The sequence below is a fragment of the Acidithiobacillus sp. M4-SHS-6 genome (assembly GCF_047421495.1).
Classification (GTDB): domain Bacteria; phylum Pseudomonadota; class Gammaproteobacteria; order Acidithiobacillales; family Acidithiobacillaceae; genus Acidithiobacillus.
Genome location: NZ_CP175559.1, coordinates 1,807,709 through 1,832,163, shown reverse-complemented (window position 1 = coordinate 1,832,163; position 24,455 = coordinate 1,807,709). Strand labels below are relative to the sequence as shown.

Sequence of the window (24,455 nt, the reverse complement as noted above, 5' to 3'; positions counted from 1 at the left end):
CGCGAAACATCCTCTATTTTTAAAGAGCAATACCTGTTCGATGTCCTCGAAATCAGGCTCGGGACACTATTACTGAACTTCTCAAATTAGCGGCCCGTCGGCATCTGATAAACGCTCCCGCCACCAGTGCATAAGGGATTAAGGGACAATTTCGATTTTTGTCCAAAACGATTTTTGCAGAAAATGTGAATAACGCTATTAACTTATTGTTAATGTTGAGGCTTATTTTTTTATGTCAATGTCATCCAATTATGATATTCCGGTAAATGAAGCATGATACCAAGACCCTTGTTGCACATGACGCATGAAGTGGCGCAGTCAGGGCCGCCGTCCATGGGCACGGTAAAACAGATATCGTTGGTGGTTTTCACGGCCCCGTTATGGAGTCCATTGCTGCTTGTCGGTGTGGGAATCATCATTCTGACGCTGTTTTCGCTGCTGTTCATCCTGGCCGGGGCCTTGCTGGGAGGCATTTATCTTTCCTGGTTTCTGGTGGAACGCTGGTTGCCCCATCCGGGATATTGGCCGTATGTGGCGAGTTTGGTGTTTCTTGCGGTGGCATCGTGGGGACTGTTCAACATCCCGCTGGTCATTGGCCGGCATCTGGAATCCAAGCGTCCCCGGTTCCATGTCGGCATCCCGGAGAAGTTATCGGAACAATCCCCGCCAGAAAGGGCGTCGGGGTAATCTGGTTTTCTTTTTGGGCAGGGCGAGTATATCCGCGCGGGACAGTGGTTTCCCGTTCATTTGAAACCGGTGCGTCCATAGGGTGGTTTCCCAGGAAAAGTCCTGTTTCCGGACTGTCGCACGGGTGTCCAGCCATTGTGGACAGCGTCCATCCAAGGTGAGTTCCATCAGCTTGTGGGACAACGGGTAATCCGGAATCCGGATTTCGCAGGATACGCCATACAGATAGTCTCCGTGCGCGGTTACCGCATAAAGTGCCCGAGTTATCACCGTATCCCGCGTATTGTGGGCTACATACCAGGTAATACCACTGTCGGGGGAAAAAAACGACATCGGTTTTGCTGAAAAATCCATATAGGCGTTGGGGTTTTCCTGCATGTCCCGGATACGTTGGGTGCAATCCGGTGCATCGAGAATTTCTTTCCACGATTTGCCGGCATATTCCGGTTCCAGTGTTCCCACGATTTTCGAAAGATTCAGGGAGCCGTCCAATGTCTTGCGGGTTTCCCGGCAATAGTCCTGTTGTGGCGGGACATACGGCAACAGACGCGTGTCATAAAAGTCGGGGTGTGCGTCTCGCATCAAGGAACGAAAAGTGTCCGGTAATGTCATGTCCGTGTTACTGGAACTGGTGATTTTGTCCCGGTAATGTCATGTCCAGTATTACTGGAACTGGCGGTTTTGTCCCAAGGCGGTCCACTCAATATGACGTTTTCGGTAATGTTGGCACATGGATAGCACAGGAACGAAAAGGAGTTGGGGAACGGCGCTATCCCGTACCGGAAATGGTTCCGGTTGTCCCCGGATTACGTATGCCCAAAGAACCCATATTACGGCTGGATATACAAGGTAATCCGATGGCCTGGCTTTCGGATGAGGAAGCCAGTTATTATTATGCCAAGGATTTGGTGGCCTGGACCTACGGCGACCCGATTCGGGTATTGCGGGGTGGTTATGGGCGGGATGGCACGCAAACCGAGATGCCCCTGCATCCGGTTTTTGCCAATAAGGGGTCCATCTGGAGAAACATGCCGGAACCCCCCTTGACCAACGATGCCCTGTTTCAGCGGGATGAATACACCTGTTTATATTGTGGCGGGGTTTTCAGCCGGAAACATCTCACGCGGGACCATATTCATCCCCGCAGCCGGGGAGGGGCGGACACCTGGATGAATACGGTGTGCTCCTGTGTACGGTGCAACTCCCATAAATCCAACCGCACCTTGCAGCAGGCCGGAATGTCTCTGCTGGCCGTCCCCTATGTCCCCAATCAGGCGGAATTCCTGTTTCTGTTGCGTCATCGACGTATTCTGGGCAGCCAGATGGATATCCTGCGAAGCCGTTTCAAGTCCCAACGTTTGCTGGAACAAACACGCAATTGGGAACCCGTTGCCGCTTGATTTACCAATTTTTCTTTTTCGGTAACGGTGGTTGCGGGAGGTTCCGTATGCGTACGGAACATGCGGGTATCCTGGAAAGGGATATTCGCTGATTATTCAGGATATCCGGGGCAATGTCCCGGATATCCCGGAACGGGGAGAGTGTCCCCCGCTGTGCCTGGCATTACAGGGCTTCCACATTTCGAGGGAAAGCAGCGTACCCCGCCATGACGGTGTTATTGTTACCCGGTACCCGTTTGGATGCCGGGTTCCGTTTGTCCGGATTCCGGGAATATATGCTATGCTCTGTCCCCACTCGAACGCAGACAGAGGAGACAGCCTATGGGAACCACCACGGCGATGTTGCATTATGGGCAAGGGCATCCGTATGATGATGGACTCTGGGGGGATTTCAAAACCCTGCAACTCATCGAGGGAAACCGATGTGTCTGGTATCAGAAAACCCCCGTAGAGCGTTGGCTGGCGCACCCGAAACGAATACTGAAAGATGGCCTGCGAGCCTTGCAGGAAACCCACTGGACGGAGTTTCCGGAAACGGACCCCTGGACACCGGAAGAGTACCAACGCCATTATCAAAGCGGACGGGTTATTCTGTGTATATTCCGGGGAAGCAGTTTGAATCCTGAAACATGTGCCAGAATATTCCAGAGTTTCGGCATGGACGCCGAAGTGCTGTCCGGGAAAACGGAATCCGCCGGAAAAACCAGACTTCGGGAAATTTGCCTCAAATAACCACCAGTCCGGCACTCTTCATGATGGCCCGGGCGTAAAATACGGAAGACTGCGGGACATATCCCCGTGCCACTGCGGTGGGGCCCGCATTATAGGCCATCAGCGCTTTTCGCACACTATGAAACTCCTCGACCAGATATTTCACATATCGGGCACCCCCCTGAATGTTCTGGCGGGGGTTCCAGGGGTTGATTCGCAGAAATTGCCAGGCCGTATCCGGCATGAGTTGCATGGGCCCTATGGCCCCGGCGGGGGATACCACCTCCGCACAATGATACAAATCCCCGCCATTTTCCTGATGAATGATGGCCGCAATCAGCAGTTTCGGCAAATGCTGGAGTTCTGCCTGTTCAATCGCCTGGGCGGCATAGGGGCCGGCGAGTTTTCTGGCGGCGTGCCACATCCCCGCATTTTCGATATTCTTCAGCATTCTGGCATGTCCGGCACCCCACAAGATGCGAAACGACGAATGTCTCGCCGGTATTCGCGATGCACTCGGCAAGTGGCCACCCGATGCCGGGTGAACCGCCAGAAGCCCTGCAAACAGGATGGGAAATACGCCGAATGCTTTAATATGCATGGTTTGTTTCATTTCTCGCTCCGGCGTTTGTGATAGGGTCCCCGGGCACCCCGTCCGGTTTCACAGACCAAAAACAACAAGCCCAAAAATTCGTACAACGGAATCCGATGCGCCGTTATCAAGCCCATGATGATATTGATGCGACTTTCCCCGCTTTCCCGGTTCCTACGGTAATTTTCTTGCAGTTTTTTATAGTGGCGAGTCGCAGCGGCCCGGACGGCTTCGCGGGAGCTGTTCGATAGCTCCTCCGTCCAGGAATCCAAGGATTCACCGGAATCCACATAGTCCAGTAATTCATTGGCCAAAGTATCTGGAAGCACCCGGCGTCTGGACGGCGGAACCATATCGCGGTTAAGAATTGCATAAATGTGCGGGCACTTGTCCATCAATACAGCCAAGTCCACATCGGATAATGACGGTAAAAGCCCAGCGATGGCATCCTCGCCAATCGTCTCATCCCGCATCATGTCGCCACCACTCTGACTTTGTCCGGCCAGCGGGTCCTGGAGTGACAGGGGAGTGGCCTGCATGGACAAGGCGATGTTGTCCCGCAACTGCTTTCGGGGGTCTGCGGGAGTGGGTCCCTTGCGCAAATCCACCGTATGTATGCCCGTATGGCTGATGGTCCCGCGATAATATTCGGACTTTAGGTGATTATAGACAGCAATCGTCACGGTATTAAAAAAATGGTTTAGAGACATGTACTCTTTATCCAAACGCAACACCCGATACGCCGCCAGGTAAAACTCCTGGCAGACATCATCCACATCCACCACGGCAGGCGATAAAAACTTGCGCTGATTCCCGTAAATTCTCTTGCCACGCTCTTTTACCATTTTTTTAAATTCTGCCGATTCCAGTACATTCATCGATATTTTCATGACGCCGAGTTCCTCGCTTTTGCTGTGACTCCCTATAGAGGGGGTTACAGCTTCCTTTCGGCGTCGTGTAACCAATTGAAAAATTGGTTAAAAAAATCCATAACGAATTCCACAAAGAAAACCCCGCCACGTGCGGGGTTGTGGGCATTATTTCCTGGGATTCGAGAAATAAATTTTCTCGAATAATTCTGCGAGTTTTCGGACGCCTGGTTTATACCTTTTCTTGGGCGCGGGACGTTTCTTTATTTGGGAATAGCCTAAGGCTATCGCATCCCGTATATCTTCTTCTTGGGTATTTGGTGCCAAGCGAATGGCGTAAATGGCTCGGTCAAGCCGATTGCGCAATCGGCGAAAATCACCCAATAGAGCCGCCCAGTCCGGGGTGTCATCCAATGGTTCCGAACAAAAATCGTCCAAAGAATCCCGGGATATTTCTTTTTGGTGATGTTTTGTCTCATTTGCGGTGAGACGGATGGCTGCCCGCGCAAAATAAGTAGCCGGGAAATACAAGTCTCGAAAATCTTTGTGTTTATTTTGCTGGTTGTGGATAATCAGCCAGGCGTTGGCCAGTAATACCTCGTAGTCCATGTCTGGACACACTCGATGCGCCACCTTGGCGGCTTGCGATGCCATGTCCAGGCAATATTCATCTTTATCCATTGGAAATCCCCCGTGTTACACGCCGTCCTTTACCGGATAATCAATATTCACGGGCGGGAAACTTTTTATTTTTGCCTTCGGTGGAAATGCTCAGATATCAAATAGCCAATTCCTGATTATCGGTAATGGGAAATCACACCCGGATTGCGGGTGTGTTTTTAATGGGGAGGGTTCCAGACATGGGAAACATCGCGCACGGTACGCATTTGTTGCTGGATTGCTGGGGTATTGCCGCGGATGTGTTAACGGACGGTGTCCGTCTCAGAGAAATGCTGCTTCGGGCGGCAAAAGCCGGGAGATGTACTGTCGTGGCAGAAAAGTTTCACCGGTTTTCACCGGTGGGAATTACCGGTGTATTGGTGTTGGCGGAATCCCATCTTTCCATTCACACCTGGCCTGAAGATGGTTACTGTGCCATCGATGCCTTTACCTGCGGAGAAAACACGGATATGTCCGCCCTGGAAACGTCCCTGTTGAACGACCTGAAAGTATCCCGTTTTCAAAGAGAAATGCGGGAACGCGGGCTGACGCACACACCGCCCTGAGCGACAGTTACGGTTGTGTCTGGGAAGCCACCTGTCGGGCATCGGCCTTGGCGGTGGATGTCAGTTGTCGGGACATGGCGTCCAGATGGTTCCGAATGGCTTCTGCACGCGGATTACGAGCTATGCGGGCATTCCGGATAATCTCGTCTTCGCGCATTCTGATGGCATCCCGATTGGCGATGTTTCTTTCCTGGGACAGATAAGCCCCATCATCCTGTGCGGTCACATGGTTGTTATTGAGCCAGTCCGGCGGTAGATACGATGCCCCACCACCCTCATGCGCTGCCCGTTCCGCTTCGGATACATAATCCCGCGTAGCCTGTTGGCGGGTGATACGGGGACCGGAAAATAGGGAACGGGTCGTGTTCCCAGGGTTTGTTCGCGAATGCCCTCGAAAGGTGGTCCCGGACGATTTTCCCGCAGTATGGGCGGGCGTCTGATAAGTGATGGATACCGTACTCCGGCTTTTCTTTCTCGGCTTCTCACCAGTTACAGCTTTCCCCGGATGGGCATAGGTCACCCAGTGCGCCGGGATGTGATTACTTTGTGGCGACAACATCTCGGCATCGGCCGGGCCGGACAGGCCAAACAGGGTAAACAAAATAAAAGGAATGGATAATTTCATTCATCCATTACCGAAAATCGCCCATTAGAAAACCCCCGCCAAAAAGCAGGGGTGTGTATCCTACAAAGCCAGGACGCCGACCCATTTCCGGCATTCGGCCCCAAGTTCTGGCTGGGTCAGAATGGATTGGGCCCGTCCCCTCAGCGTGTCCACCGCCTCCAGAATTGCTGGTGCCGTTACGACATCCTCCCGCGGAATGGTGCCGCCACCCTCGGCTTTCCGTTCCCGCAGGACTTCCTGCGTGGACAGCAACGCCAGTTCCGGAATCCAGGATTCCGGTATCTCTTTCATATGCCGCGTCATTTCCTGCGCGGCAAGGATTTTTAATGCTGTCATGTAGTTGCTCATCATCTTTCTCCATGAACACACGGCGGAATTGCCGTATGTTCCGTTACCGGAAAAAGAACTTTGGGGTTGATATCATCCTCGTCCTGAATGGCGAGGATTCCTTTCTGCCAGCAGCGGCCCAAGCCGCTTCGATTGCCGGGTTCCCTTGGGTTCCAGACAATTCTCCAACATTACGTTGGAGAACAGATTACCCCGGCGTGCCCCGCCGATAAAAAACCCCGCCGAAGCGGGGTAGTGTGCGAGTACTCAATCCCGCCAACGGGCGCGAGGCGTGGCACTGCGACGGGTACGAGCGGGTGCCCTTTCCGGTTCAGGTTCGGAAGTCCGTTCCGATTCCGGCAAGGCCCAATCCGGCAGTTCCGGGGTTTCCCGCATACGTCCATCGGCGTCCAGGTCCACCCAGGTGGTTGGCAACTCGTAAAGATACCGACCTATCCCGAACTGGACGGCGGCCCGTTTGAACGCGTCACTGGCGGCGGATTTCAAGGGTTCCTGTCCGGATTCCGGAACGGCACCGAAATCCTCTCGCCAGACCTCCCCTGCTTCCAGAAACAGGGTAAGTCGGCACTTGGCTCCCACGAATCCATCCCCACTACTGATGGGCGTTATCTCCGAGGCCCAGCCGTCTGTACCCAGAACCTCATCCAGACGTTCCATGACGGTGCGGGCATCCACATACGCCAGCGCCGACCCGCGGGTGTTGTTACTGTTCCGGAACCCCACCCGCCAACGGATTTCTGCCAACGGGAAGGGGGCTTTCAATGCTTCCATGATTCACCTCTTAGTCAACACACGGCGACATTACCGCAACCAGTATTACCGGAACGGCGGAATTGGACAGAAAAAACCCCGCCGAAGCGGGGTGACAATCAACTCGATTCCAGAAGATGCGGCCACCTGTCCTGGCGTTCCACCCATTGCAGGAAACCCCTTACACTGGGTAGTCCGCGATTGAACAGCTTGTGTAACGGCCCCTTGCGACAAGCGGTATGGGTAAATGCCATCATGGCATCCACAAACTCCAGGCGCGTCATAATTCGTCTGTAGGAAAGCGTGGCGTGTCCCTGCCTGAACTCCAGTGTTTCCGTGGGAACCAGATTCAACCGGACATACCTCTTGGTATAATTCGGATTGTTGTGAAACTCCTGGATGTAGCTTTCCGCCAATTTCCACGACGCCTGGAAATTATCCGGACACGCCCGGGCGGCAGGTACTCCGGCAGCCCACCGGATTCCGGTTCTTCCATGAACGAGTTCCTGGAACCGCTCCCAATCCTGTCCGCCATAGATAACCAAAGCCAACAGGATGGTGAGCTGCCCCGGCAGCATGCCCGTTTTGGAAACATGGACATGCAATCCTCCGGAATTCGGTTTTACCACGAAGCCAAACTCCACAAGAGACTCTATGAGACCCGGCCAGAATTTGGCATGAATATCCAGAGACGCCGGATTCGTGACGAATTCGGCACCATGCACGGACGCGTCATACATGGCCGCAGCCAGGAAACATTGCTGCTCCGTATCGAGCCTGCTGCGGAATCTGGAAAGTTGCTCCTCGTCATACCCGCGCTCATGAAAGAGTTCGAGTTCCATTCCGAGCAGCGGTCGATAATCCCTTTCCGTCTTTCCCAGCATTGGCAGCCATTTCTCTGGTGGTGCCCCAATGCGCATGATTCACCTCCTGGTCAACACACGGCGACATTGCCGCGTGTGGTTTACCGGAAAACGCAGATTAACTGGACGCTGCGGCTACGGGAGATTCCGGATTATCGGCCTGGGACGCCGCTTCGCGCTCTGCGATGGATTGTTCCGCACTTTTACTGGGCGCCTTGGGTGCCATGGACAGGAGCACCCTGCCCAGATGCATCTTGGCCAGATTGAGTTCCTCGAATTCTTGCAGGGTAAACCCCGAACAATCAATCGTATTCCTTTTAGGCGTGTGGTTGCAGGGACCCCCATGCGAAGCGGTATACCATGGCTTGGCATGGACATTCGCGGGAACCTCGAACGTATATGTGCAAAGATTCGTGGTGACGGAGCAGCCGCCGAACACCACGATGCGGCCCACAGCATTTCCCGTCAGCGTATCGTCCGAAGTCATCGTGATATGGGTGGGCAACGCCACGGTATGCTGCGCGTTGCCGGCGGTAAGATTGCCGGATTCCACATCCCCCAGGGTATAAGCCACATTCACCGTACTCGGCAACCCTTTGCCCTGGTCGGACATGGGCAATGACTGTCCCCAGAATTCGGCATTGGCGGTGGCCGTGCTGGTAAGATACCCGTCATCATGGCCTTGTGAATAAACATACAGCGGGAAAGTGAGTTTGGCGCGCAACACGGCGTCGCCTGCGCCACCGTTACCGACTCCGGGGTACGCGGACTCGATGTACGTGCAGGTATCCGTACCGCCAGTCCCGGCTTTGCAATCGCCCGTCAATACCACGTACTTGGATATGGCGTGACTGGCGTCCTTCTCGGGATGGATGTACACGATTTCATCGCCTTTCGGGGTGGAACCCATGGGCGACGCCGTAGGGGTTACGCAATCGGACTTGTTGCAGAAAGCCACCCCCAGATTCGGTTGCGAAGGGCATTTCAGGGTGGAACCGGCACTGTCACTGTTGCACGCCCCGGGCCACTGCCAGACCCACACCTGATTGTGGTTCAGCGCCGGAAATGCCACCCAGTGGCCGTGGGTGTTGGTGATTCCCTTCGTGTAATAGGTGAATGTTTGCTTGCTGCCGGAAGTGGCCCCCGCATATCCGGCAGCCGCCAATGCGGCCAGTTGCGCCCGCCCCTTGACCTGGATGATTTCCGCCAACTTGTTGTCAAATGCACAATAATCCTGCTGGTTGCCCGCACAAACAACACAACTACCGAACAGGGACAGTCCCCCGTCACAATTGGAGGAAAACTCATAGGCCGTTCCAGCCCGCACATACCCGGCCAACTTCACGGCTTCCTTGGCGCATCCCACAAACAGACCATGACTGCTGGGTTTCAGATTGCTTTCACAACAATTCTGGGTCATGCCAACCCCGGAGGCCAGCGGGTTCACACAGTTGTAATATTTGCCCCCAAAAATACGAATGGGGTGGATGCCCGTCAAATCCTTTTTCACGGCATTCAACAGCGCCAAATCCTTCATCGCGTCATCAAAACTGTTATTGTTGGGTGCGTGAGCCGTCTGGTTCTGGGTACCCGCCATGTTCTGGGTACAGGCCCCACTGGTTGTTGTGCTGTACGACGCGCAAGTATGCGTCTGTGTGGTACAGGTATACGTCAGATGTTCCTGTATGCAGACCCCGTTGGATTTCGTTTCGCAATGCTCGGCGGACAACTGACAACCCGCCTCGGCCACGCCACACATCAGAATCAGAGATACGATTACCGCGAACAGGGTTTTCATCATTCAGGCTCCTCGGCAATCGTACTTGGCGTGGGAGCGGCGTTTTCAACACCACTTTGTACCGGCGGTGGCGTATCATGATACACATACACCTGAGCCGTCTGGGTTTCGTCCTGCCCACCCACCAGAACAGGGGTGCAAAACTTTTTCTCTTTCCAGATGTATTCCGTGGTGCATTGATTCTCGGCAATGACATCGTAACCGCAGTCGCTGTGCTTGTTGCCATGACAGAAATCGGCCGGACCACCGTTTATCGTTTTCGGAAAATTGCCGGGCCAGGTGAATGCGTAACACCAGCCGGGACCTATACGAATCTGATTGGGTCCCAGATATTCCTGGGGACAGTTCAGCAGGTTTTCACCTGACGGACACGGACCATGCCACCATTCACCACCGCCCAGGGTCCAATTTCCGCCGGGTTTCTGGCAATAATCCCACCCCGCACTCCCAGAAACCACGGAAAGCCCGCACACCTGTATGGGTACTCTCACCTTTTTCAGGATGCAGTCCTCTTTCCAGGTCCCGCCCACATTTTCGGTGACGGTAATGGAATAGGTTCCCGCATGGCCATCCGAGAGACTGCTGTAGGTATGACGGGCTATGTACATGGGCACATTGGTGGGGTCATATTCATTATTGTTGGGCGAGTGCGCATAAGTGGCGACAGTCGTGGTGCCATCCCCCCAGTTGACGGTGACTTTCTCGACATTATGCTTGCATTCGGTGTTGTCCTGCGCGGTATCGCTGTTACAACTCTGCAATCCTGTATTGGGATTTACCGTGGTATAGGTGCCATTGACCATCAACTCGAAATGGCAAGTGTTCCAGGTGCCTCCCGCCGCTATCTGGCAGTCCCGGGCATCGTTGAATGAGCAACCTCGCCCCAGGTCCCAGTCGCACTTGCCCGTGGCCTGTTTCCTGGCCTGTGAACCATTGCTCCAACCGTCTCCGGTGCGAAACAGGTGCAGCACGGAAGTCATGTTGTCCGGCTGAATGTCGTCGGCATCCTGCCCCGGGGTCACCGCCGCCGCCATGCGGGTTACGTTGGGCATGTGCGACAGACTGTAAACCGTCGCCCATGCCGGGGTCGGCAGGATGAGGAAAGCCGCCAGCAGATATTTTCTCAGGTATTGGGACATGCGGATACCGCTCCATAACAGGCATAGAAAGTCCACGGGTTGATACAGTGGCCATCCTGTATTACCGGACAGACCGATTTCGCCACGGAACAGGCGGAATCCGCCAGCAAGTCCCGGGCAAAGGCGTGGTTGGGGTCATTCGCTCCGGAACAGGTCCCGTAATAGTCACCCCCGGCCGCGTTGGCGTCCTGCAACGACCCGAAACCGCAACCGCTTACCGGCGAGGTGTTGTCCGTGGTGCTCATCGGAGGCGGGCAACTGGATGGCGCATTCGCTGCGTCCGCAGACACGGCACAACCCCAGTTTCCCGTAGCTTCTCCGGAACATTTGACAAAGTTTTCATAGGCTACCGCAAACTTCGCCGATTGCTTCACGTTATAAGGCACCCCCGTATCCGGACAGGCCGGTTTCGGCGGACCCGCCGCAGAGTCCGTATATCCGATGCACAGGTTGGTAATCGTTTTTCCGTAATCTCCGGATTCGGCCTCTCCGGGGCTCGACGGCGTGGCCCCCAGACTGCCAATTTGCCGGGTAACCGACGTGTAACCCCGGCAGGTGCTGTAGGTGTAATCCTTCGACTGCACGGGATTACCCGGACTGTCCGTGCAGGCATAGTGCTTCGTGGATTTCACCCGGGCGGTAATCTGCCCAATCTGCCCAAAATTGTCGGAACTCGTAACGCAGGACGTGTACGGATTGCACGTCGTGACTTCATGGTACGTCGTGGTGCAGACCTTCTCTTCGGTATAAACGGGCGTACAGGTCTTGACGGGATGACAGGTTTTGACGGTGTGGCAGACATTCTTATACAGTGGTGTTGAAAGTACCTGGTGTCGTTCCCCCACATTGCTCCCAAAACCATAAAAGCAATAAGGCGTGGCATTGGATGGACAAAAGTTGGGTCCAACCGTCGAAACACCTACTGCATAATTGCCAGTAACACCCACTACTCCACAGTGGATTTCATAAAGACGCCAAGGCCCCGTTTCCCAAACGCACGAAAACCCCGCCGAAACCTTGTGGCACACTTTTTTGGTCGTGCATTGCTGTGTCGTCGTGCAACTCTGTCCGGTTTGTACTTCTTCTTCCTTGCACGTAGTGGTAGGCACTTTCTTCGTGGTGCAGTTCTTGTGGCGGGTACAGGTCGCCGTTGTCTGGCTGTCCGTGATGTGGATATCCTGACCCTCTGGCGTGAACACCATGTTCTGCTGGACATACCCGCCATAAGCTGAAGTTTTGGGTTCCGATTCCACGGTAATCGGTCCGCCGCTCCAGTTTCCGGTTTTCTGGTTCAGGGTGATGCAGGAACCCACTGCCGCGGAATTCGCCCCCAATGGGTGACTGTCCGGGCAGATTTCGTCTCCCGTCCCCATGACGCCGGAATTTCCGCTGCTGGTGCAACCCACCGCCTCCGTCCCGGAAATGTTGGTATATCCTGAAAACGTATTGCTGTTCGGGCTATAATCCAGGGCCGCCCGGTAATAGTTCGGGTCTGCTGTCGTGGATGTACTGACGACCATCTGGTTCGTCCCGCTCCAGGCGTAGCTGTTGCAAACCTGCGGAGCATTCAGCGACCATGTTACCGTATCCAGATACGTGTAGTAGGGTTTGCAGGTAGGGCATTGCCAGGTTTCCTTCCTGTCATATGTTTCCGGTATGCTGTCAATGCTGGTACAGGACCCATATCCGCAATTGGTCATCTTGTTGACGGATGTGCAGTGCCGCACCGGGTCGACAATATCCGAATACGCCTGGCTGTCGCCTACGGTTTCGTTGCAACTCACCTTTGTTTTTGTGGTGGTCGTGGTGAATTTATTACAGGTATATCCGGTAGAGCAGGACGTACTGCCGAAACCGGATACCGGCACATCGCTTTGCCCATTGCAGGTTACGGCATATCCCTGCCCGCCCGTCATCTGGGATACCTGGTTGTCCGTACATGTCTGGATACCGTCGTTGTTCAGGATATCCGTGGCCAACTTCGCCGATGCGGATGTTGTCCCCTGAAATATTTGCGTCCCCTGATTGTCGACAACACCGGCACCCACGGTGTCCGAAATATAGCTGTTCCCGTTGTACAAGCCCTTTTCTTCAGCGGTTTGCCCACGATTGGACAAATTATAGAAATTACGGCTTGAGAAGGTGTCCGACTGCCGTATCTCCGCCGCACACGTCACGAAATTTCCCACCGGATACGCCGGATTCGGCAACTCCTGGGTTTGACAGTACGGATTGCTGGAAGTGGGGCCACACGTTCGGGTAACGCCCAGGTCATTGACATAGGTGACCCCGTTACATTGTTTCCCCACACAGGTGTGTACCGCATACGGCACACAGTCCCCCAGGATGAGTTTCCCGGAATCCGGTAACCCATAAGTGCTGCCAGGCACCAATGGGACGCTGGCCGCACTCCATCCGTTCGTATAACCCACTCCCGACGCGGGAGCATTGGTGGCTGCCGCCGCCGTCATCTCCTTGGGTAAATTGCCACAATCGGCGCCATTGTCCGTACTACAGGCGGAAACGGAAACCTGTCGTTGTCCGGAAGACGATTTACCATCTTCCAGACAACTGATTTGATACCCGTCCAGTGCCGTATCCTCACGAGCATACCCGTTCCCGCACTTGATGAAACCGTAAGCGACGGTAATCCCGGTGCCACTTGCGGAACTGCTTTCCGGAGCCGCTCCGGGTTCGCCCGTATCGCTTCCCATGGCTCTTGATTCCGCGTTCTCGTCAGAGGCGGACCCCATGGCCTGTCCGGCCGCAGCATCCGCTATGCCCGACGGGTTGGTGTCCGTATAAGACTGGAATTTGGATGGTACCGCCGTGCTGCCGGTATTGGCGTGATAACTGAGAACCCCGTTTCTGTCCACAATGCTGATGCCATTACCCGGTTCATTCACCGGCGTGGTGTAGTTGGTCATGGACGCCAGACTGGTTCCGGAATACGCGAGGCTTCCCAGAACGAAAAGAATGGAAAATAAAGTCTTGCTCAGGCGCACCCTGTAACCGGGAATCCCTGGTCATGGATAAACCCGGGATTCCCGTTCCCCCCAGATATGATGATGGTTTATCCTCTATCGTGGGACGATGCCGCACCCACACGGCTGTCCACTTTTATGGGAAATATTACCGAAAGATGCAATTTGGCCCACAAAAAAGCCCGGTTTCCCGGGCGAGTATTTATCAAGCCGTCGAAGGTCCCAGCCCCTTTCGGATTTCACGAATCAGGTTCTGGTAACGATATTGTAACGTGGATAACTTCAGACCCGTTTCCTGCACAATATCTCGCAAGGTTTCCCCCCGAATGAACGCAATCAACAGGTCGATATCGTCATCGGACAGTGCGGATGCCGCCGTTTCCCAAAAATCCCGGGTTTCCTCTTCAAATAACGTGGAATCCAGGGATGCCGGAAGTTCCGAATCCAGCAAATCATCCACGTCTTCCGAGAAACATCGGATGCCGCTGTCCACATCCCGTTCCGAGATGACAACAACACCGGACTTCCGCACCAGGTCGAACATCCGGGATTTTATCAACGGAAAAACGTAGGTGGAAAACTGCGCCCCGAATCCGGATTCGAATCGTTCACGCGCTTCCAGCACCACAACGAGCCCCTCCTGAGAGAAATCATTCTCCTCGATATGGGGGAACAGCCGATGCATTTCCCGCGCCCGGGCGAACACCATGTCCACAGCCTTGTTCATGGATTGTTCATCCACCATGGGACACCTCCAGTAAACACACAGCAGGATTGCTGCGCTTCCATTACCGGAAATCAACGATTCGACGGTTTCGCCAATCCCATCAAGGACAAGGACAGCCCCGCGGCAAAGAACACAACGGCATAATCAATAAGGGGAATGCCCGCCAACGGTTGCCCTGCGGCATGGACACAGGAAACTCCGGAACGGGTACACATGGACAACGGTGTTACGGCCTGTTTCCATTCCAGCATCTGGAATACCGCGATACATTCCGTCAGGAACCAGAAAAACGGAGAGAAAAAAATAACCATTCGATTGCGATAAAAATGCGGCAGAAATGCCCCGGCCACCGCCAGGGCCAGACCCAGTCGTTCGATTTCACACAAGGGGCAGGGCCGGAATCCCCAACCCCATTGCAACGCAAAAACCACACCCAGTCCGGAAATCCCCATGATGGGCAGGCCCCGCCGTAGAGTGGTGAGAACCCAGGAAGGAAGACGCGACCAGGGCAGGGCAATGAACCACGGCACACTGAGCGCAAGTCCCGCCCACTGCCAGTTTTCCGGATGAGATAACGGTAATCGCCACAACTCGGTCAACGATAAACCCGCATACGCGATGAACAGAAAAAACGCCCGCCAGAATGAATGCTGATACGCGAATTGCCAGATGTTCGCCGTGAATGCCGCCGTCAACAACAGGAAAGCCGCCAGATTCCATACCGGGAATACCGGGGGAACCCCCAAAATATGGGCATCTCCTGATAGTGCCAAGGCCCCCGCAATGCCACCACTTCCAGCGAGGCCCGCAACGGGAGATGCGGCGGACGCGGCCATCGTACAAACTCCCCCGGCACAGGCTGAAGTGGCCGCACTGAGCCCCGTTATCACCGGCGCACCTGCCGGCAAGACTGATTTCAACCATCGTGTTGTCATGTGTCGATTACCGGAATCCCCAAATTGGCCGGCGCACTCGGTGGAAACAAAAAATCCCCGCGCAAGGCGGGGACAGGTTTAACCTTTCACACACAACACCTGCTTCAGCCTGGCCACCACGGATACCAGGTCTTTTTGCTGTTCCATCACCGCGTCGATATTCTTGTACGCGCCGGGCAATTCATCGACGATACCGATGTCACGCCGACATTCTACGCCTGCGAGTTGTTCGGCGATGTCTTCGTCCGTGAACGCCCGTTTTGCGGCGCCGCGGCTCATGACCCGTCCGGCCCCGTGCGAACAGGAACAATATGCCTCTTCGTTACCCTTGCCGCGTACAATATAGGATGCGGTTCCCATGCTGCCGGGAATGATGCCCAGGTCACCCTCGCGAGCGCGTATGGCTCCCTTACGGGTAATATACAGGCGGTTCCCGTGATGCACTTCGCGAGCCACATAATTATGATGGCAGTTGATGACCTTCTGCTGCATCTGAAAGGGTGGCAGATGCCGACGAATCCCATCGAGAACCGCCTGCAACATGGCCTCACGGTTCATCGCCGCATAGTCCTGGGCCCACGACAGGGCTGCCCAGTAATCCGCGAAAACAGGGGTGCCCTCCGGTAACCAGGCGAGGTCCTTGTCCGGCAACTTGTATCCCAGTCGCGCCAGATGCTCCTTGGCCTTGTTGATGTAATATTCGCCAATGGCATTTCCAATACCCCGGGAACCGGAGTGCAACATGACCCACACCTGGTCCCGCTCATCCAGACACAACTCGATGAAATGGTTGCCACCCCCCAGTGTGCCAATCTGATACGCCCAGGCATCACGGGTTCTCCGTCGGCTCAACAGGTCCGGAGCACGCTGCATAATGGCATCAAAACCCGGTTCCAGTCGGGCAGCCAGCTTTTCGTGAAAACTCCGGTCATCATGCATTCCCTGACCCACCGGGATATCCTGTTCGATTTGCGTCCTGATGGATTTCAGGTCATCCGGCAGGTCGTTGGCGTGTAATGTCAACTGTGCCGCACACATCCCGCAGCCCAGGTCAACCCCCACCGAAGCCGGCACAATGGCATCCTGCGTGGGAATGACAGAACCAACCGTGGCCCCCTTGCCCAAATGCACATCAGGCATGACCGCCACGTGACCGGATACTACCGGCAGTCGGGAAATATTCCCCAACTGCTGCATGGCCTGCGATTCGACCTGTCCCAGGTCGGCCCACAGATAAACCGGTACGCCACCTCGTTCAATGATTTCCATGACTATTCCTCCAGTAAATAACACACGGCGACATTGCCGCAAGGACGTTACCGGAAAGCAATGATTGGAACCCGCCATGACTGTAAAGTTATCGCCATTTCCGAGAAATGGAGATTAAGTTATGGAAAAAGAAAAGCGTTGTAAGTGTAAGTGTAAGGATTGGGGTGAAACCATCGCGGAATTTGGTGGTTTCACCATTAACCAGGGGTTTCCCCTGGATTCTGAGTTGTTGCCGATTATGGAAGCGGCTCTGGTGCATCTGGAGGCCACCTACCGGCAATCGGAGTTCAACTTCCGATATGCCTCGTTGACCGATATGGTCATGGATTTTCGCGGAACCCAAAAGGCCAATGTTGTGGTTTTGGCCCGGATGGCTCCCCGGCAACACTGGGTATCCTACGTCCAGAAAATATTGCGCCACTGGCTGATGGACGCGTATTTTCTGGACCTGCAAAAAAGAAACCCGTTTTCCGGTTGTGACGGGTATGCGAAAGGTGGGAGTGGCGGAGGTCTTGTGGCGGGATTGCAGGACTATCGGAAAATGGTGGATATCATTGGTCACACCACCACGAACGATATTTTTTCTGCCAGAACCGGTGCCCTGTCGCCAGAAGAGGAGCTGGATGAGGCGGAAATGTCCGGACATCTTCGGGCAAGATATCCCATCATCTGGGCGATGCGGCGTGGCTATTCCCTCGCCGACATCAAGCGGTGGCTGTCCGAGGCGCGGAAATCCCGCGTAAATCAGGAGCAGCTTCGCCGGGATATTCTGGCGGAGGCCAGTTCCCTCGCCAGTGCGATGCATATGGATTGGCCAGAAGTTCAGCGTAACCTGACGCCATTGTTGGGAAAATTGCGCGGAACCCGGGGCCCGTACAAAAGCACCCGTAAAACAGCCGCCAGGAAAGGGGATTCCGGCCACTCCGAAGTGCTGGAGATGGCTGCCATCCAGCGGAAATACGCCAGTTGAGGAAGTCGCCCGGCGTTATGCCGGGCTTTTTTAGGGCGCTTCGCAATCAAGCCGATATCAAAGTCAATTTCCCCGTACGATAAGCCCCCGTATCCAGAAAGGTGTGCCCCATGAATGTGACAGATTCCGGCAATATGGTGTGTCCACAATAAACGGGCAATTCCAGCATGTTTACCGTTTCCCGCCACTTTTTTCGAGTGTCCGCGGAATGTTGCCTCCTGTCCCGGCGTTTGTTGCGATACATCATCCGTGGCAAACTGCGTCCCCACAGACAGTGGTCCCTCCAGTCGCCAGCCATACCGAAACCCTCGATATAGTGGATGTCCGACAGGGCGGAGTTTTCAGTTTCAGGAGCCACGTTCCGGGGAATGGCCGCATTGATGAGTTCTGCGTGAACTATCTGAAACCGACGCTGTACCTCGATAATGAATGGCAAGGTTTCCAGCCAGGCCAGCCCCGCCATGGCTGCGTCCATGTGCGAGAAAACCCAATCATATCCGGCATTGTACCTGAATGCGTTGGCATACAACGCCGCACGATTGTCCCGGAGATGCGGGTCTTGAGACAGCAACCAACCCATCAGCATGGCGTCATGATTGCCCAACACGGCATGAAACCAAGGTTCCCGCAACAACGACAGGCAACCGGGACTGTTTTCACCCCTGTCAATCAAGTCTCCCACACTGAAAAGCCTGTCTCGATGAATATCGAAGGACACGGTTTCCAGTTTTTCGTGGAGTAACGGGAGACTGCCGTGCAAGTCCCCGACCACGAAATCTCTCCCGGACGCATTGGGTGCAAATCGCACTTTCCACGGATTTTTTTCGAACATGACAAGCTCCCAAAACCCTTACCGGAAACTCTTACCGGAAATCATGGATTCATAGCCAAATTAAAGTTTTCCGGTAAACAGGGCATGTTGGGTACGGGACATCATTTTACCGGCGCTCTCATGGGAGTGGCCATTGCCGGGTTGGCCTACCGTTTCGGCGCGCATATCGCGATGTACGAGGTCGGCATGGTGGCGCTCGCCGGATGGTATGGCGGGGTTGCTCCAGACAGACTGGAGATGCGCAAAAGCTGGAAAGACAAGAAAGGCTGGCATTCAACCACCACCATTCCTCATCGTACCTATACCCACGTATTGTTGTTCTGGTTGCTCGCCAGCATCGCTGGTGGTTTGGCGTTATTGATAGGCCACCCCGTCAATATGGACCCTATTTATTGGGTAGTGTTCGGCTTTTTCATGGGCGGACTCACACATATCATCGTGGATTGGCCCAACCCCATGGGGGTTCCCCTTGTTGACCCGCACAAAAGACATTCATTGCGGCTCTGGCGCAGCGGTGAATACGAAATTCCCATCATACTGGTATTCGGACTTTTTGCCTGGATGTGTTGGGGGATGCCCGTCTAGTCGGCAAGGGCATCCATTTGCAAGAGAAATTTACCCAACTCCAGAAGTCCCAACTGGTCTTCTATCCGGTTGGCGTTGGCTACCAGAATATTCCTGGAACGGATTGCGCCGGAAGCGGCCAGAACCACCACCAACCGTAATTCGGCGTCCTGTTCACGGGCTTCTTCCAACTTTTTTTGCAGTTCCATAATAACGGCTTCGACAGCCTCGTACATCGCGGGGTGTTTTCCTTTCTCCGCGCCCTGTGAACCTGGAAAATCAATGACTTTTGGCACACGCCCTCCGAATGTTCCCTGGATGAACCCCTATTACCGGAACGGGGAAATTGGACGAACCCCGAAACCGGATTCAATCGGAAACGACGGACAAAAAAACCGCCCCGAAGGGCGGAATGTTGTCAGGCTGACTGGCGGATGTTTTCCACGTCGAAAAGAACCTTCAAGCGAAAAACATCCGCTACTCTTCGGGCATTCTGGTAAAGCACGGTGGACATCCGCTCCCCATTCCAACCCAATCGGGTTTCCCAGTGCAAAACACTGTCACAGGCCCAACACGAAAACCAGGTTCTGGCGAGTTCTGCGTACCCCCGGTAGGTATCCTGGAATTCCGGCGTATCAAATACACAAACAGCACCGGTTTCCCCAGAACCCAATTCCGCCAGGATGCGGGCAATGCCCATGGATGAGGGATGCCCGTATACGAGGGTGTCAGAAATGCGCGGCAATTCATGTACTACGGCCTCATCCGTATCCTTCTGGCCGCGCCTGCCCAGATTGAGATACGTTTTCGATACGCCTCCGGCACCCCGAAAATAACGCGGAAATGTCACATTATCCGGCGCTGACAATAACGCCGCAGCCACTTCCGGAACCTGTGATACTCCGGACAGCGATAAGGGGGAAACGTATAGACGTATCTCCGGATTTTCGTGGGCATACCACAGAAAGTCCGTCACGCGTTCCGGTTCATCCGCAAAAACACAACGGATAGCAGGCATGAACTGCCGTAACCCTTGTTCCATGAGGCTTCCGCTTTCCACAAAAACCGGCATGTCGTTCCTCCTTAGACGAGAAACACATCGTCGTCAGTAATAACGACCTGGGATACGATATCCGCGTCCCGGGTAACATTCAGCCGCCACGCATCCTTGACGCGCTCCAGATAAATATCCACATCCGCTTTATCCGGGGAGCACAACGTCAACACCACACCTTGATGGCTGCTGTCCAGCTTTACCGCGTGGCGGGTATTTCCGTCCTCCGCCACCACATACTGTCCGGCATCCTCATTCCATTCACCAACCACAACTCTGAATACGTGTTTCATTGGGACACTCCTGTAAAAACACGCGGCAACATTACCGCTCCTGGTTTACCGAAAACTGGATATTCGGAATGCGCCACCGGTAATTTTCGAAATATTCAGGATGGTATGGAACGGATGCGGTTTATTTATTCGTGTCGAAATACGAAACTCACATCATAATCTGAACCTGGCGGGGGCGGTTTATAAACAGAGGTTCCCATTCGTCGGGTTTCGCCAAAGAGAGGATTTCCCGGAAATGGCTACAGAGAACTCCAGCAGGGGCAGATTACAGCAAAGCGGAATGGGTTCGGGAACCGAAGGTGGGAACAACCAATAGCGAACAGCGGCAAAATATAGGGAAAGTGCCAAACTGGATGCCGCCAATGCGAACAGAAACCAGGTGTTCGCACCTAAGCCCAAAGGAAAACCCACCCACTCTATGGGTGTCAACACAAAAATGGAAAAAAGACTGACATAGGGGCGGGGATTCGCACCACAGGGTCCCGTTAGCCGTTGCCAGTCATCGACGGATATCCCGGCGTTACGCAACAGGGACTGGGCGCTTTCCCGCAAATCGGGGCGCTGGAAATGGCGGGTTTTCCGCCAATACCAGAGGATGGCCAGAGAGGACAGCACAAGAACCACCAACGTCGCGTCCAGCAGCGGTTTTGTCAGAGGGTGAATGAAAGCTGCCATTGCGAATAGAACGGCACAAATGGTGACTCCCCAGTTCAGAAAAAACAATCCCCAGAAAAGTGCCTTGCGCCCCCGCTGCATGTCCCAAAACCCCCGATACCAGGAGGAAATCTCCGGCAGTAATGCGTGCAGAGCTTGCGGGACCGACTCGTTGGCCGCGGAGAATCGACGACACTGGCGCGTGAGACACCGAACGCCCAGCCGCACCCACATCCCCCATCCTCCTTTCCAGAAAGCCAACACCAACAAGCCTAGCAAGGAAACGTCACCAACGTCAAACAGAATGCGTAATAGTTCGCGTATCGGAAAAGTCGATAAATCTTTCCCCGCAAAAAACACGGAGCGTGTGAATCCCCAATAAATACCATGTCCGGAACAAAAAAAAGCCAGCCCGGCCAAGCCCAACAGTGCGGGTACCAAAACAACGGAACACAAAAAAAGGGGCACCCAGGCCACCGGAACGGGGTGCATCCTTGTCAAATCCTTATCCGCAATCACGATAATTCTCCTGTATATATACGGCAACATTACCGCAGGGGGATTACCGGAATCGGTGATTTGGCCAATTAAAAAAGTTCAGTAATGCCGTTGTGTTTTCCTGTCCGAGCTGGACAGGAGTGAGGTATCCCGGTTAGCTACCGGGGTATCATCCAGTCCATCGGGTTTCACCCGATGGACTTTGCCGGGTTCCATCCCGGCAAAATTCATCATCATCGCGTTTGTGATGATGATTTTTAAACCCATCAGCGTTTGCTGTTGGGTTTTTTCCTTTTCTAATGCGGGTTTTTCAGGGTGCCGTCTGCTTTTATCCGTTCTTCCGGGGCAATTTTTTCCCGATGTTGGGTGAGATGCTGCAAAAAAACCACGTGAGACCGAATGGTACTTTTCACCAGAAAGAGTATCCATAACCCGAAACTGCCCACGAATAGCGCCAGGGTCTTGGCGATACTTTCGATAATGGGTTTTGCGAGCAGCCGCACTCCCGGAACCCTGTCCAGAATGAACAACACCAGCAGGATGGCCAGACCCCAGACAAGCAATGAGGACATCAGGTTTCTCCCCCCATCAGATATTTGCCGTAGGTTTCGGCAAAATTCAATCCGCGCTTACCGTCTTCTATTTGCGTTCGAAATTGCAGCGGCTTGAATGTCAAGTCTCTCCGCTCCTGACTGTCCGGTTCCGCCGTATCCACCGGGGTGGTAATCCGTGGCGTTACCATGTGATAGAGCCGGTTCCCTATCAGTACGATGGATTCACCGGGTACCAGCGCCGTCAGCTTGTCCGGAGATACCCGGTATTCCTCCGCCTCCCGCCATGATTCGCCTACCGCACCCGTGGCGGACTCCGACGAATCCGGAGCGGCCTGTAGAAACCGTTCCGAAGCCCCTTCCGACTTGTTGCTGGTCACGGAATACTGCATTTTCTTTTCCTTGCCGATGATTTCCGCCGCCATTTCCGCCGAATCCTTGGCCCCGAAATGGAAAAACAGCTTGGTGTACATGCTTTGTGTGACCATGTCCGCAAAATCGTCCGACACCGCCGTCAGGTTGGCGAATGACTGAAATCCCGGCATCATGCCGATTTGAGCGCTTCGCGCCTGTTCGAACAACCGGGCGATACCTTCCATGGGATAACTACCCATTTCGTCGGCGAACACCAGAAACGGCGGCCACGGACGCTGGGATTTCGGCAGACCCTGCACCATCGCCACCGCACTCATCAAATCGGAGAGCAGCATCTTGGCGAAATTCAACGCCTGCGTATTCTTTCCCATCGTGGGTAACATGATGTAGAGCATCTTGTTGTTCACGATGATGTCGTAGAGATTCACCTGCGGCGCATACGTGTTGAAAATCTGACCGAACTTCCCCTGCGCGAAAAGCGCCATGCGTCCGGAAATTCCTCCCAAGGTATCCTTCAGCTTGTTGATATCGACAATCGCCCCCTGGCGCTGGTCAAAGCGGCGATACTTGTCCACAAAAACCTCCAGGGCCATCCGCTCCGCGCCCGGAGGAACCCTGCGCACAACGTCTTCCAGTGCGGCCGCGGATTGGGTGAGCACCGTAAGGTCATTGAAATCCCACACCAGATTCGCCGCCCGCAAACCACCCACCAATGCCGATAACGCGTGGTTCGCGCTTTGACGATAGAAATCCGTGGCGGGGTTGTTCTCGGAAGACGGAATGAGGTTCAACAATCGGGACGATACTTCGTCCGCATCCCCAAAAAGAATGGGATTGTAAGTATTGCTGAACTGCGGCTCATCCACATTCAGAACCGCCAGCTCGGATTCCCGGCCATACAGTTTCGCCAGATACCCCAGAGTATCCCGGGTATCCACGTCAATCTTGGCATCGATGAAAATGAATCCACCTCCCAACGCCATCTGCTGGGCCAGCGCATACATCCCCACCGTGGTCTTTCCGAAACCGGAAGACCCGATGAAACCCAAGTGATACATAACCCGCGACCACGGTATACGTATCGGCAATCCCTTGTCCTTGGTGTAACCGACCAGGAGACCCTCATCGGAATACGGGGCATCCGATTCCAGAATGAATCCCTCCCTGGATTTGGCATCCAGCAGGGAGTGCTTCAAAGCCCCCCGGGGATAACCCATCAATCCTCCGCCAAACAGGGAAGCCAAAGCCCCGGCCCCCGCGACCAATGGCATGCCGCCAAACATCGGGGAAGCCGTCAATACTCCGGCGCCCAGTCCCGCAAGAGACAGGGCGTCCAAATGTCCGCGTATGGGAAGTTTTTTGTAAGACCCCCGGTTATTCTTGTTTTGCAGGGTCGAGATGAGAGACATGAATCAGAGCAAGTTCCTAATTGAACGAGTAACCCTGTTCGTCGGCGTTTTCCGGCTCGGCGGGTAACACAGAGGGTTCTACGTCAGCCCCTTCCGGATTGTCCCGTTTCTTGAGGTATTTGTGAAATCCGCCGTCCTTGGCGATGCCTGCCTCAATCAGCAACCGGATGACTTCCTTTACCGGAACCTGATACCCAACAGACCGGGATGCATATTCGACATATTTCTTGAGCGTGTCTCCCTGAGACTCCGGCATGCTGACCGAAAAGGAAACGTTTTTTTCACGAGCTTGTGCTGGTTTGATGAACATGAGTATCCTCCATTCTATGGTG

At 54.3% G+C, this 24,455-nt stretch carries 29 protein-coding genes; 6 read left to right on the top strand and 23 right to left on the bottom strand.

Features of this window, described 5'->3' with window-relative positions; genetic code table 11:
- Positions 1-297 precede the first annotated feature (297 nt).
- On the top strand, positions 298-687 hold the full coding sequence (locus tag ACJU26_RS09395) for a hypothetical protein (RefSeq protein ID WP_414039433.1): 390 nt from the start codon (positions 298-300) through the stop codon (positions 685-687).
- Here the strand turns inward: ACJU26_RS09395 and ACJU26_RS09390 are convergent.
- Positions 649-1,299: a hypothetical protein gene (locus tag ACJU26_RS09390; RefSeq protein WP_414039432.1), complete on the bottom strand. Its 651-nt coding sequence runs from the start codon at positions 1,297-1,299 to the stop codon at positions 649-651. The genes ACJU26_RS09395 and ACJU26_RS09390 overlap by 39 nt on opposite strands.
- A gap of 200 nt (positions 1,300-1,499) precedes the next feature.
- Between ACJU26_RS09390 and ACJU26_RS09385 the strand changes: the two genes are divergently transcribed.
- Both ACJU26_RS09385 and ACJU26_RS09380 read left to right on the top strand, forming a co-directional pair.
- Positions 1,500-2,087 (top strand): HNH endonuclease, encoded by a 588-nt coding sequence (locus ACJU26_RS09385; RefSeq protein ID WP_414039431.1) that lies wholly within the window; start codon positions 1,500-1,502, stop codon positions 2,085-2,087.
- 321 nt (positions 2,088-2,408) lie between these two features.
- The gene (locus ACJU26_RS09380) at positions 2,409-2,819 is read left to right on the top strand and encodes a hypothetical protein (protein WP_414039430.1); all 411 of its coding nucleotides are present in this window, start codon (positions 2,409-2,411) and stop codon (positions 2,817-2,819) included.
- On the opposite strand, the gene ACJU26_RS09375 is transcribed toward ACJU26_RS09380, so the two are convergent.
- The 3 genes from ACJU26_RS09375 to ACJU26_RS09365 form a co-directional block, all read right to left on the bottom strand.
- On the bottom strand, positions 2,812-3,399 hold the full coding sequence (locus ACJU26_RS09375) for a transglycosylase SLT domain-containing protein (RefSeq protein ID WP_414039429.1): 588 nt from the start codon (positions 3,397-3,399) through the stop codon (positions 2,812-2,814). The genes ACJU26_RS09380 and ACJU26_RS09375 overlap by 8 nt on opposite strands.
- Before the next feature lie 8 nt (positions 3,400-3,407).
- The gene (locus ACJU26_RS09370) at positions 3,408-4,280 is read right to left on the bottom strand and encodes a hypothetical protein (RefSeq protein ID WP_414039428.1); all 873 of its coding nucleotides are present in this window, start codon (positions 4,278-4,280) and stop codon (positions 3,408-3,410) included.
- A gap of 147 nt (positions 4,281-4,427) precedes the next feature.
- Positions 4,428-4,940, bottom strand: coding sequence for a hypothetical protein (locus ACJU26_RS09365; protein ID WP_414039427.1), 513 nt, complete (start codon positions 4,938-4,940; stop codon positions 4,428-4,430).
- Between the two features lie 179 nt (positions 4,941-5,119).
- Between ACJU26_RS09365 and speD the strand changes: the two genes are divergently transcribed.
- A complete protein-coding gene (speD, locus tag ACJU26_RS09360; protein ID WP_414039426.1) occupies positions 5,120-5,485 on the top strand; it encodes an adenosylmethionine decarboxylase in 366 nt (121 codons plus the stop codon).
- A 7-nt stretch (positions 5,486-5,492) separates the two neighbouring features.
- Here speD and ACJU26_RS09355 read toward each other — a convergent pair whose 3' ends face one another.
- From ACJU26_RS09355 to ACJU26_RS09310, 10 genes are all read right to left on the bottom strand, one after another.
- Positions 5,493-6,110 carry a hypothetical protein gene (locus ACJU26_RS09355; protein WP_414039425.1) on the bottom strand — a complete coding sequence of 206 codons (618 nt, stop codon included), beginning with the start codon at positions 6,108-6,110 and terminating at the stop codon, positions 5,493-5,495.
- 60 nt (positions 6,111-6,170) lie between these two features.
- The gene (locus ACJU26_RS09350; RefSeq protein ID WP_414039424.1) at positions 6,171-6,446 is read right to left on the bottom strand and encodes a hypothetical protein; all 276 of its coding nucleotides are present in this window, start codon (positions 6,444-6,446) and stop codon (positions 6,171-6,173) included.
- A 258-nt stretch (positions 6,447-6,704) separates the two neighbouring features.
- Entirely contained in the window at positions 6,705-7,229 is a 525-nt protein-coding gene (locus ACJU26_RS09345; protein ID WP_414039423.1) for a Rad52/Rad22 family DNA repair protein, read from the bottom strand.
- Positions 7,230-7,327: 98 nt separating this feature from the next.
- Complete coding sequence (locus ACJU26_RS09340; RefSeq protein WP_414039422.1) at positions 7,328-8,128, bottom strand: hypothetical protein; 801 nt, start codon at positions 8,126-8,128, stop codon at positions 7,328-7,330.
- Between the two features lie 61 nt (positions 8,129-8,189).
- Positions 8,190-9,872, bottom strand: coding sequence for a conjugal transfer protein TraN (traN, locus tag ACJU26_RS09335; RefSeq protein WP_414039421.1), 1,683 nt, complete (start codon positions 9,870-9,872; stop codon positions 8,190-8,192).
- Positions 9,869-11,008, bottom strand: coding sequence for a hypothetical protein (locus tag ACJU26_RS09330; RefSeq protein ID WP_414039420.1), 1,140 nt, complete (start codon positions 11,006-11,008; stop codon positions 9,869-9,871). Before ACJU26_RS09330 ends, traN begins: the two co-directional genes overlap by 4 nt.
- On the bottom strand, positions 10,993-14,013 hold the full coding sequence (locus tag ACJU26_RS09325; protein WP_414039419.1) for a hypothetical protein: 3,021 nt from the start codon (positions 14,011-14,013) through the stop codon (positions 10,993-10,995). The genes ACJU26_RS09330 and ACJU26_RS09325 overlap by 16 nt, the downstream gene beginning before the upstream one ends.
- A gap of 184 nt (positions 14,014-14,197) precedes the next feature.
- On the bottom strand, positions 14,198-14,737 hold the full coding sequence (locus ACJU26_RS09320) for a sigma-70 family RNA polymerase sigma factor (RefSeq protein ID WP_414039418.1): 540 nt from the start codon (positions 14,735-14,737) through the stop codon (positions 14,198-14,200).
- A 53-nt stretch (positions 14,738-14,790) separates the two neighbouring features.
- Entirely contained in the window at positions 14,791-15,555 is a 765-nt protein-coding gene (locus ACJU26_RS09315) for a hypothetical protein (protein WP_414039417.1), read from the bottom strand.
- Between the two features lie 177 nt (positions 15,556-15,732).
- The gene (locus tag ACJU26_RS09310; protein WP_414039416.1) at positions 15,733-16,923 is read right to left on the bottom strand and encodes an RtcB family protein; all 1,191 of its coding nucleotides are present in this window, start codon (positions 16,921-16,923) and stop codon (positions 15,733-15,735) included.
- 121 nt (positions 16,924-17,044) lie between these two features.
- On the opposite strand from ACJU26_RS09310, the gene ACJU26_RS09305 reads away from it, so the two are divergent.
- Positions 17,045-17,893 (top strand): hypothetical protein, encoded by an 849-nt coding sequence (locus tag ACJU26_RS09305; protein WP_414039415.1) that lies wholly within the window; start codon positions 17,045-17,047, stop codon positions 17,891-17,893.
- Between the two features lie 46 nt (positions 17,894-17,939).
- Here the strand turns inward: ACJU26_RS09305 and ACJU26_RS09300 are convergent, their stop codons facing one another.
- A complete protein-coding gene (locus tag ACJU26_RS09300) occupies positions 17,940-18,725 on the bottom strand; it encodes a metallophosphoesterase (RefSeq protein ID WP_414039414.1) in 786 nt (261 codons plus the stop codon).
- A gap of 84 nt (positions 18,726-18,809) precedes the next feature.
- Between ACJU26_RS09300 and ACJU26_RS09295 the strand changes: the two genes are divergently transcribed.
- A complete protein-coding gene (locus ACJU26_RS09295) occupies positions 18,810-19,310 on the top strand; it encodes a metal-dependent hydrolase (RefSeq protein WP_414039413.1) in 501 nt (166 codons plus the stop codon).
- Here the strand turns inward: ACJU26_RS09295 and ACJU26_RS09290 are convergent.
- The 8 genes from ACJU26_RS09290 to ACJU26_RS09255 form a co-directional block, all read right to left on the bottom strand.
- A complete protein-coding gene (locus tag ACJU26_RS09290) occupies positions 19,307-19,525 on the bottom strand; it encodes a hypothetical protein (RefSeq protein WP_414039412.1) in 219 nt (72 codons plus the stop codon). The two genes, ACJU26_RS09295 and ACJU26_RS09290, sit on opposite strands and share 4 nt — an antisense overlap.
- A gap of 182 nt (positions 19,526-19,707) precedes the next feature.
- The gene (locus ACJU26_RS09285; RefSeq protein ID WP_414039411.1) at positions 19,708-20,361 is read right to left on the bottom strand and encodes a hypothetical protein; all 654 of its coding nucleotides are present in this window, start codon (positions 20,359-20,361) and stop codon (positions 19,708-19,710) included.
- Between the two features lie 11 nt (positions 20,362-20,372).
- Positions 20,373-20,636, bottom strand: a complete 264-nt coding sequence (locus ACJU26_RS09280; protein ID WP_414039410.1) for a hypothetical protein — start codon at positions 20,634-20,636, stop codon at positions 20,373-20,375.
- 180 nt (positions 20,637-20,816) lie between these two features.
- Positions 20,817-21,809 (bottom strand): hypothetical protein, encoded by a 993-nt coding sequence (locus ACJU26_RS09275; RefSeq protein ID WP_414039409.1) that lies wholly within the window; start codon positions 21,807-21,809, stop codon positions 20,817-20,819.
- Between the two features lie 78 nt (positions 21,810-21,887).
- The gene (locus tag ACJU26_RS09270; protein ID WP_414039408.1) at positions 21,888-22,055 is read right to left on the bottom strand and encodes a hypothetical protein; all 168 of its coding nucleotides are present in this window, start codon (positions 22,053-22,055) and stop codon (positions 21,888-21,890) included.
- A gap of 29 nt (positions 22,056-22,084) precedes the next feature.
- Positions 22,085-22,360, bottom strand: a complete 276-nt coding sequence (locus ACJU26_RS09265) for a hypothetical protein (protein WP_414039407.1) — start codon at positions 22,358-22,360, stop codon at positions 22,085-22,087.
- Positions 22,360-24,123 carry a type IV secretory system conjugative DNA transfer family protein gene (locus tag ACJU26_RS09260; protein WP_414039406.1) on the bottom strand — a complete coding sequence of 588 codons (1,764 nt, stop codon included), beginning with the start codon at positions 24,121-24,123 and terminating at the stop codon, positions 22,360-22,362. Before ACJU26_RS09260 ends, ACJU26_RS09265 begins: the two co-directional genes overlap by 1 nt.
- Positions 24,124-24,139: 16 nt before the next feature.
- Entirely contained in the window at positions 24,140-24,433 is a 294-nt protein-coding gene (locus ACJU26_RS09255; RefSeq protein ID WP_414039405.1) for a hypothetical protein, read from the bottom strand.
- Between the last annotated feature and the right edge of the window lie 22 nt (positions 24,434-24,455).

Bases quoted from the DNA above. Each gene is read 5' to 3' on its own strand.
- ACJU26_RS09310 (WP_414039416.1), bottom strand. From the start codon at position 16,923: ATGGAAATCATTGAACGAGGTGGCGTACCGGTTTATCTGTGGGCCGAC.
- ACJU26_RS09305 (WP_414039415.1), top strand. From the start codon at position 17,045: ATGGAAAAAGAAAAGCGTTGTAAGTGTAAGTGTAAGGATTGGGGTGAA.
- ACJU26_RS09285 (WP_414039411.1), bottom strand. From the start codon at position 20,361: ATGCCGGTTTTTGTGGAAAGCGGAAGCCTCATGGAACAAGGGTTACGG.
- traN (WP_414039421.1), bottom strand. From the start codon at position 9,872: ATGATGAAAACCCTGTTCGCGGTAATCGTATCTCTGATTCTGATGTGT.
- ACJU26_RS09345 (WP_414039423.1), bottom strand. From the start codon at position 7,229: ATGGAAGCATTGAAAGCCCCCTTCCCGTTGGCAGAAATCCGTTGGCGG.
- ACJU26_RS09385 (WP_414039431.1), top strand. From the start codon at position 1,500: ATGCCCAAAGAACCCATATTACGGCTGGATATACAAGGTAATCCGATG.
- ACJU26_RS09255 (WP_414039405.1), bottom strand. From the start codon at position 24,433: ATGTTCATCAAACCAGCACAAGCTCGTGAAAAAAACGTTTCCTTTTCG.
- ACJU26_RS09270 (WP_414039408.1), bottom strand. From the start codon at position 22,055: ATGGGTTTAAAAATCATCATCACAAACGCGATGATGATGAATTTTGCC.
- ACJU26_RS09260 (WP_414039406.1), bottom strand. From the start codon at position 24,123: ATGTCTCTCATCTCGACCCTGCAAAACAAGAATAACCGGGGGTCTTAC.
- ACJU26_RS09280 (WP_414039410.1), bottom strand. From the start codon at position 20,636: ATGAAACACGTATTCAGAGTTGTGGTTGGTGAATGGAATGAGGATGCC.
- ACJU26_RS09300 (WP_414039414.1), bottom strand. From the start codon at position 18,725: ATGTTCGAAAAAAATCCGTGGAAAGTGCGATTTGCACCCAATGCGTCC.
- ACJU26_RS09315 (WP_414039417.1), bottom strand. From the start codon at position 15,555: ATGGCCGCGTCCGCCGCATCTCCCGTTGCGGGCCTCGCTGGAAGTGGT.
- ACJU26_RS09330 (WP_414039420.1), bottom strand. From the start codon at position 11,008: ATGTCCCAATACCTGAGAAAATATCTGCTGGCGGCTTTCCTCATCCTG.
- ACJU26_RS09265 (WP_414039407.1), bottom strand. From the start codon at position 22,360: ATGTCCTCATTGCTTGTCTGGGGTCTGGCCATCCTGCTGGTGTTGTTC.
- ACJU26_RS09390 (WP_414039432.1), bottom strand. From the start codon at position 1,299: ATGACATTACCGGACACTTTTCGTTCCTTGATGCGAGACGCACACCCC.
- speD (WP_414039426.1), top strand. From the start codon at position 5,120: ATGGGAAACATCGCGCACGGTACGCATTTGTTGCTGGATTGCTGGGGT.
- ACJU26_RS09375 (WP_414039429.1), bottom strand. From the start codon at position 3,399: ATGCATATTAAAGCATTCGGCGTATTTCCCATCCTGTTTGCAGGGCTT.
- ACJU26_RS09365 (WP_414039427.1), bottom strand. From the start codon at position 4,940: ATGGATAAAGATGAATATTGCCTGGACATGGCATCGCAAGCCGCCAAG.
- ACJU26_RS09350 (WP_414039424.1), bottom strand. From the start codon at position 6,446: ATGACAGCATTAAAAATCCTTGCCGCGCAGGAAATGACGCGGCATATG.
- ACJU26_RS09340 (WP_414039422.1), bottom strand. From the start codon at position 8,128: ATGCGCATTGGGGCACCACCAGAGAAATGGCTGCCAATGCTGGGAAAG.
- ACJU26_RS09395 (WP_414039433.1), top strand. From the start codon at position 298: ATGACGCATGAAGTGGCGCAGTCAGGGCCGCCGTCCATGGGCACGGTA.
- ACJU26_RS09320 (WP_414039418.1), bottom strand. From the start codon at position 14,737: ATGGTGGATGAACAATCCATGAACAAGGCTGTGGACATGGTGTTCGCC.
- ACJU26_RS09370 (WP_414039428.1), bottom strand. From the start codon at position 4,280: ATGAAAATATCGATGAATGTACTGGAATCGGCAGAATTTAAAAAAATG.
- ACJU26_RS09290 (WP_414039412.1), bottom strand. From the start codon at position 19,525: ATGTACGAGGCTGTCGAAGCCGTTATTATGGAACTGCAAAAAAAGTTG.
- ACJU26_RS09295 (WP_414039413.1), top strand. From the start codon at position 18,810: ATGTTGGGTACGGGACATCATTTTACCGGCGCTCTCATGGGAGTGGCC.
- ACJU26_RS09380 (WP_414039430.1), top strand. From the start codon at position 2,409: ATGGGAACCACCACGGCGATGTTGCATTATGGGCAAGGGCATCCGTAT.
- ACJU26_RS09355 (WP_414039425.1), bottom strand. From the start codon at position 6,110: ATGAAATTATCCATTCCTTTTATTTTGTTTACCCTGTTTGGCCTGTCC.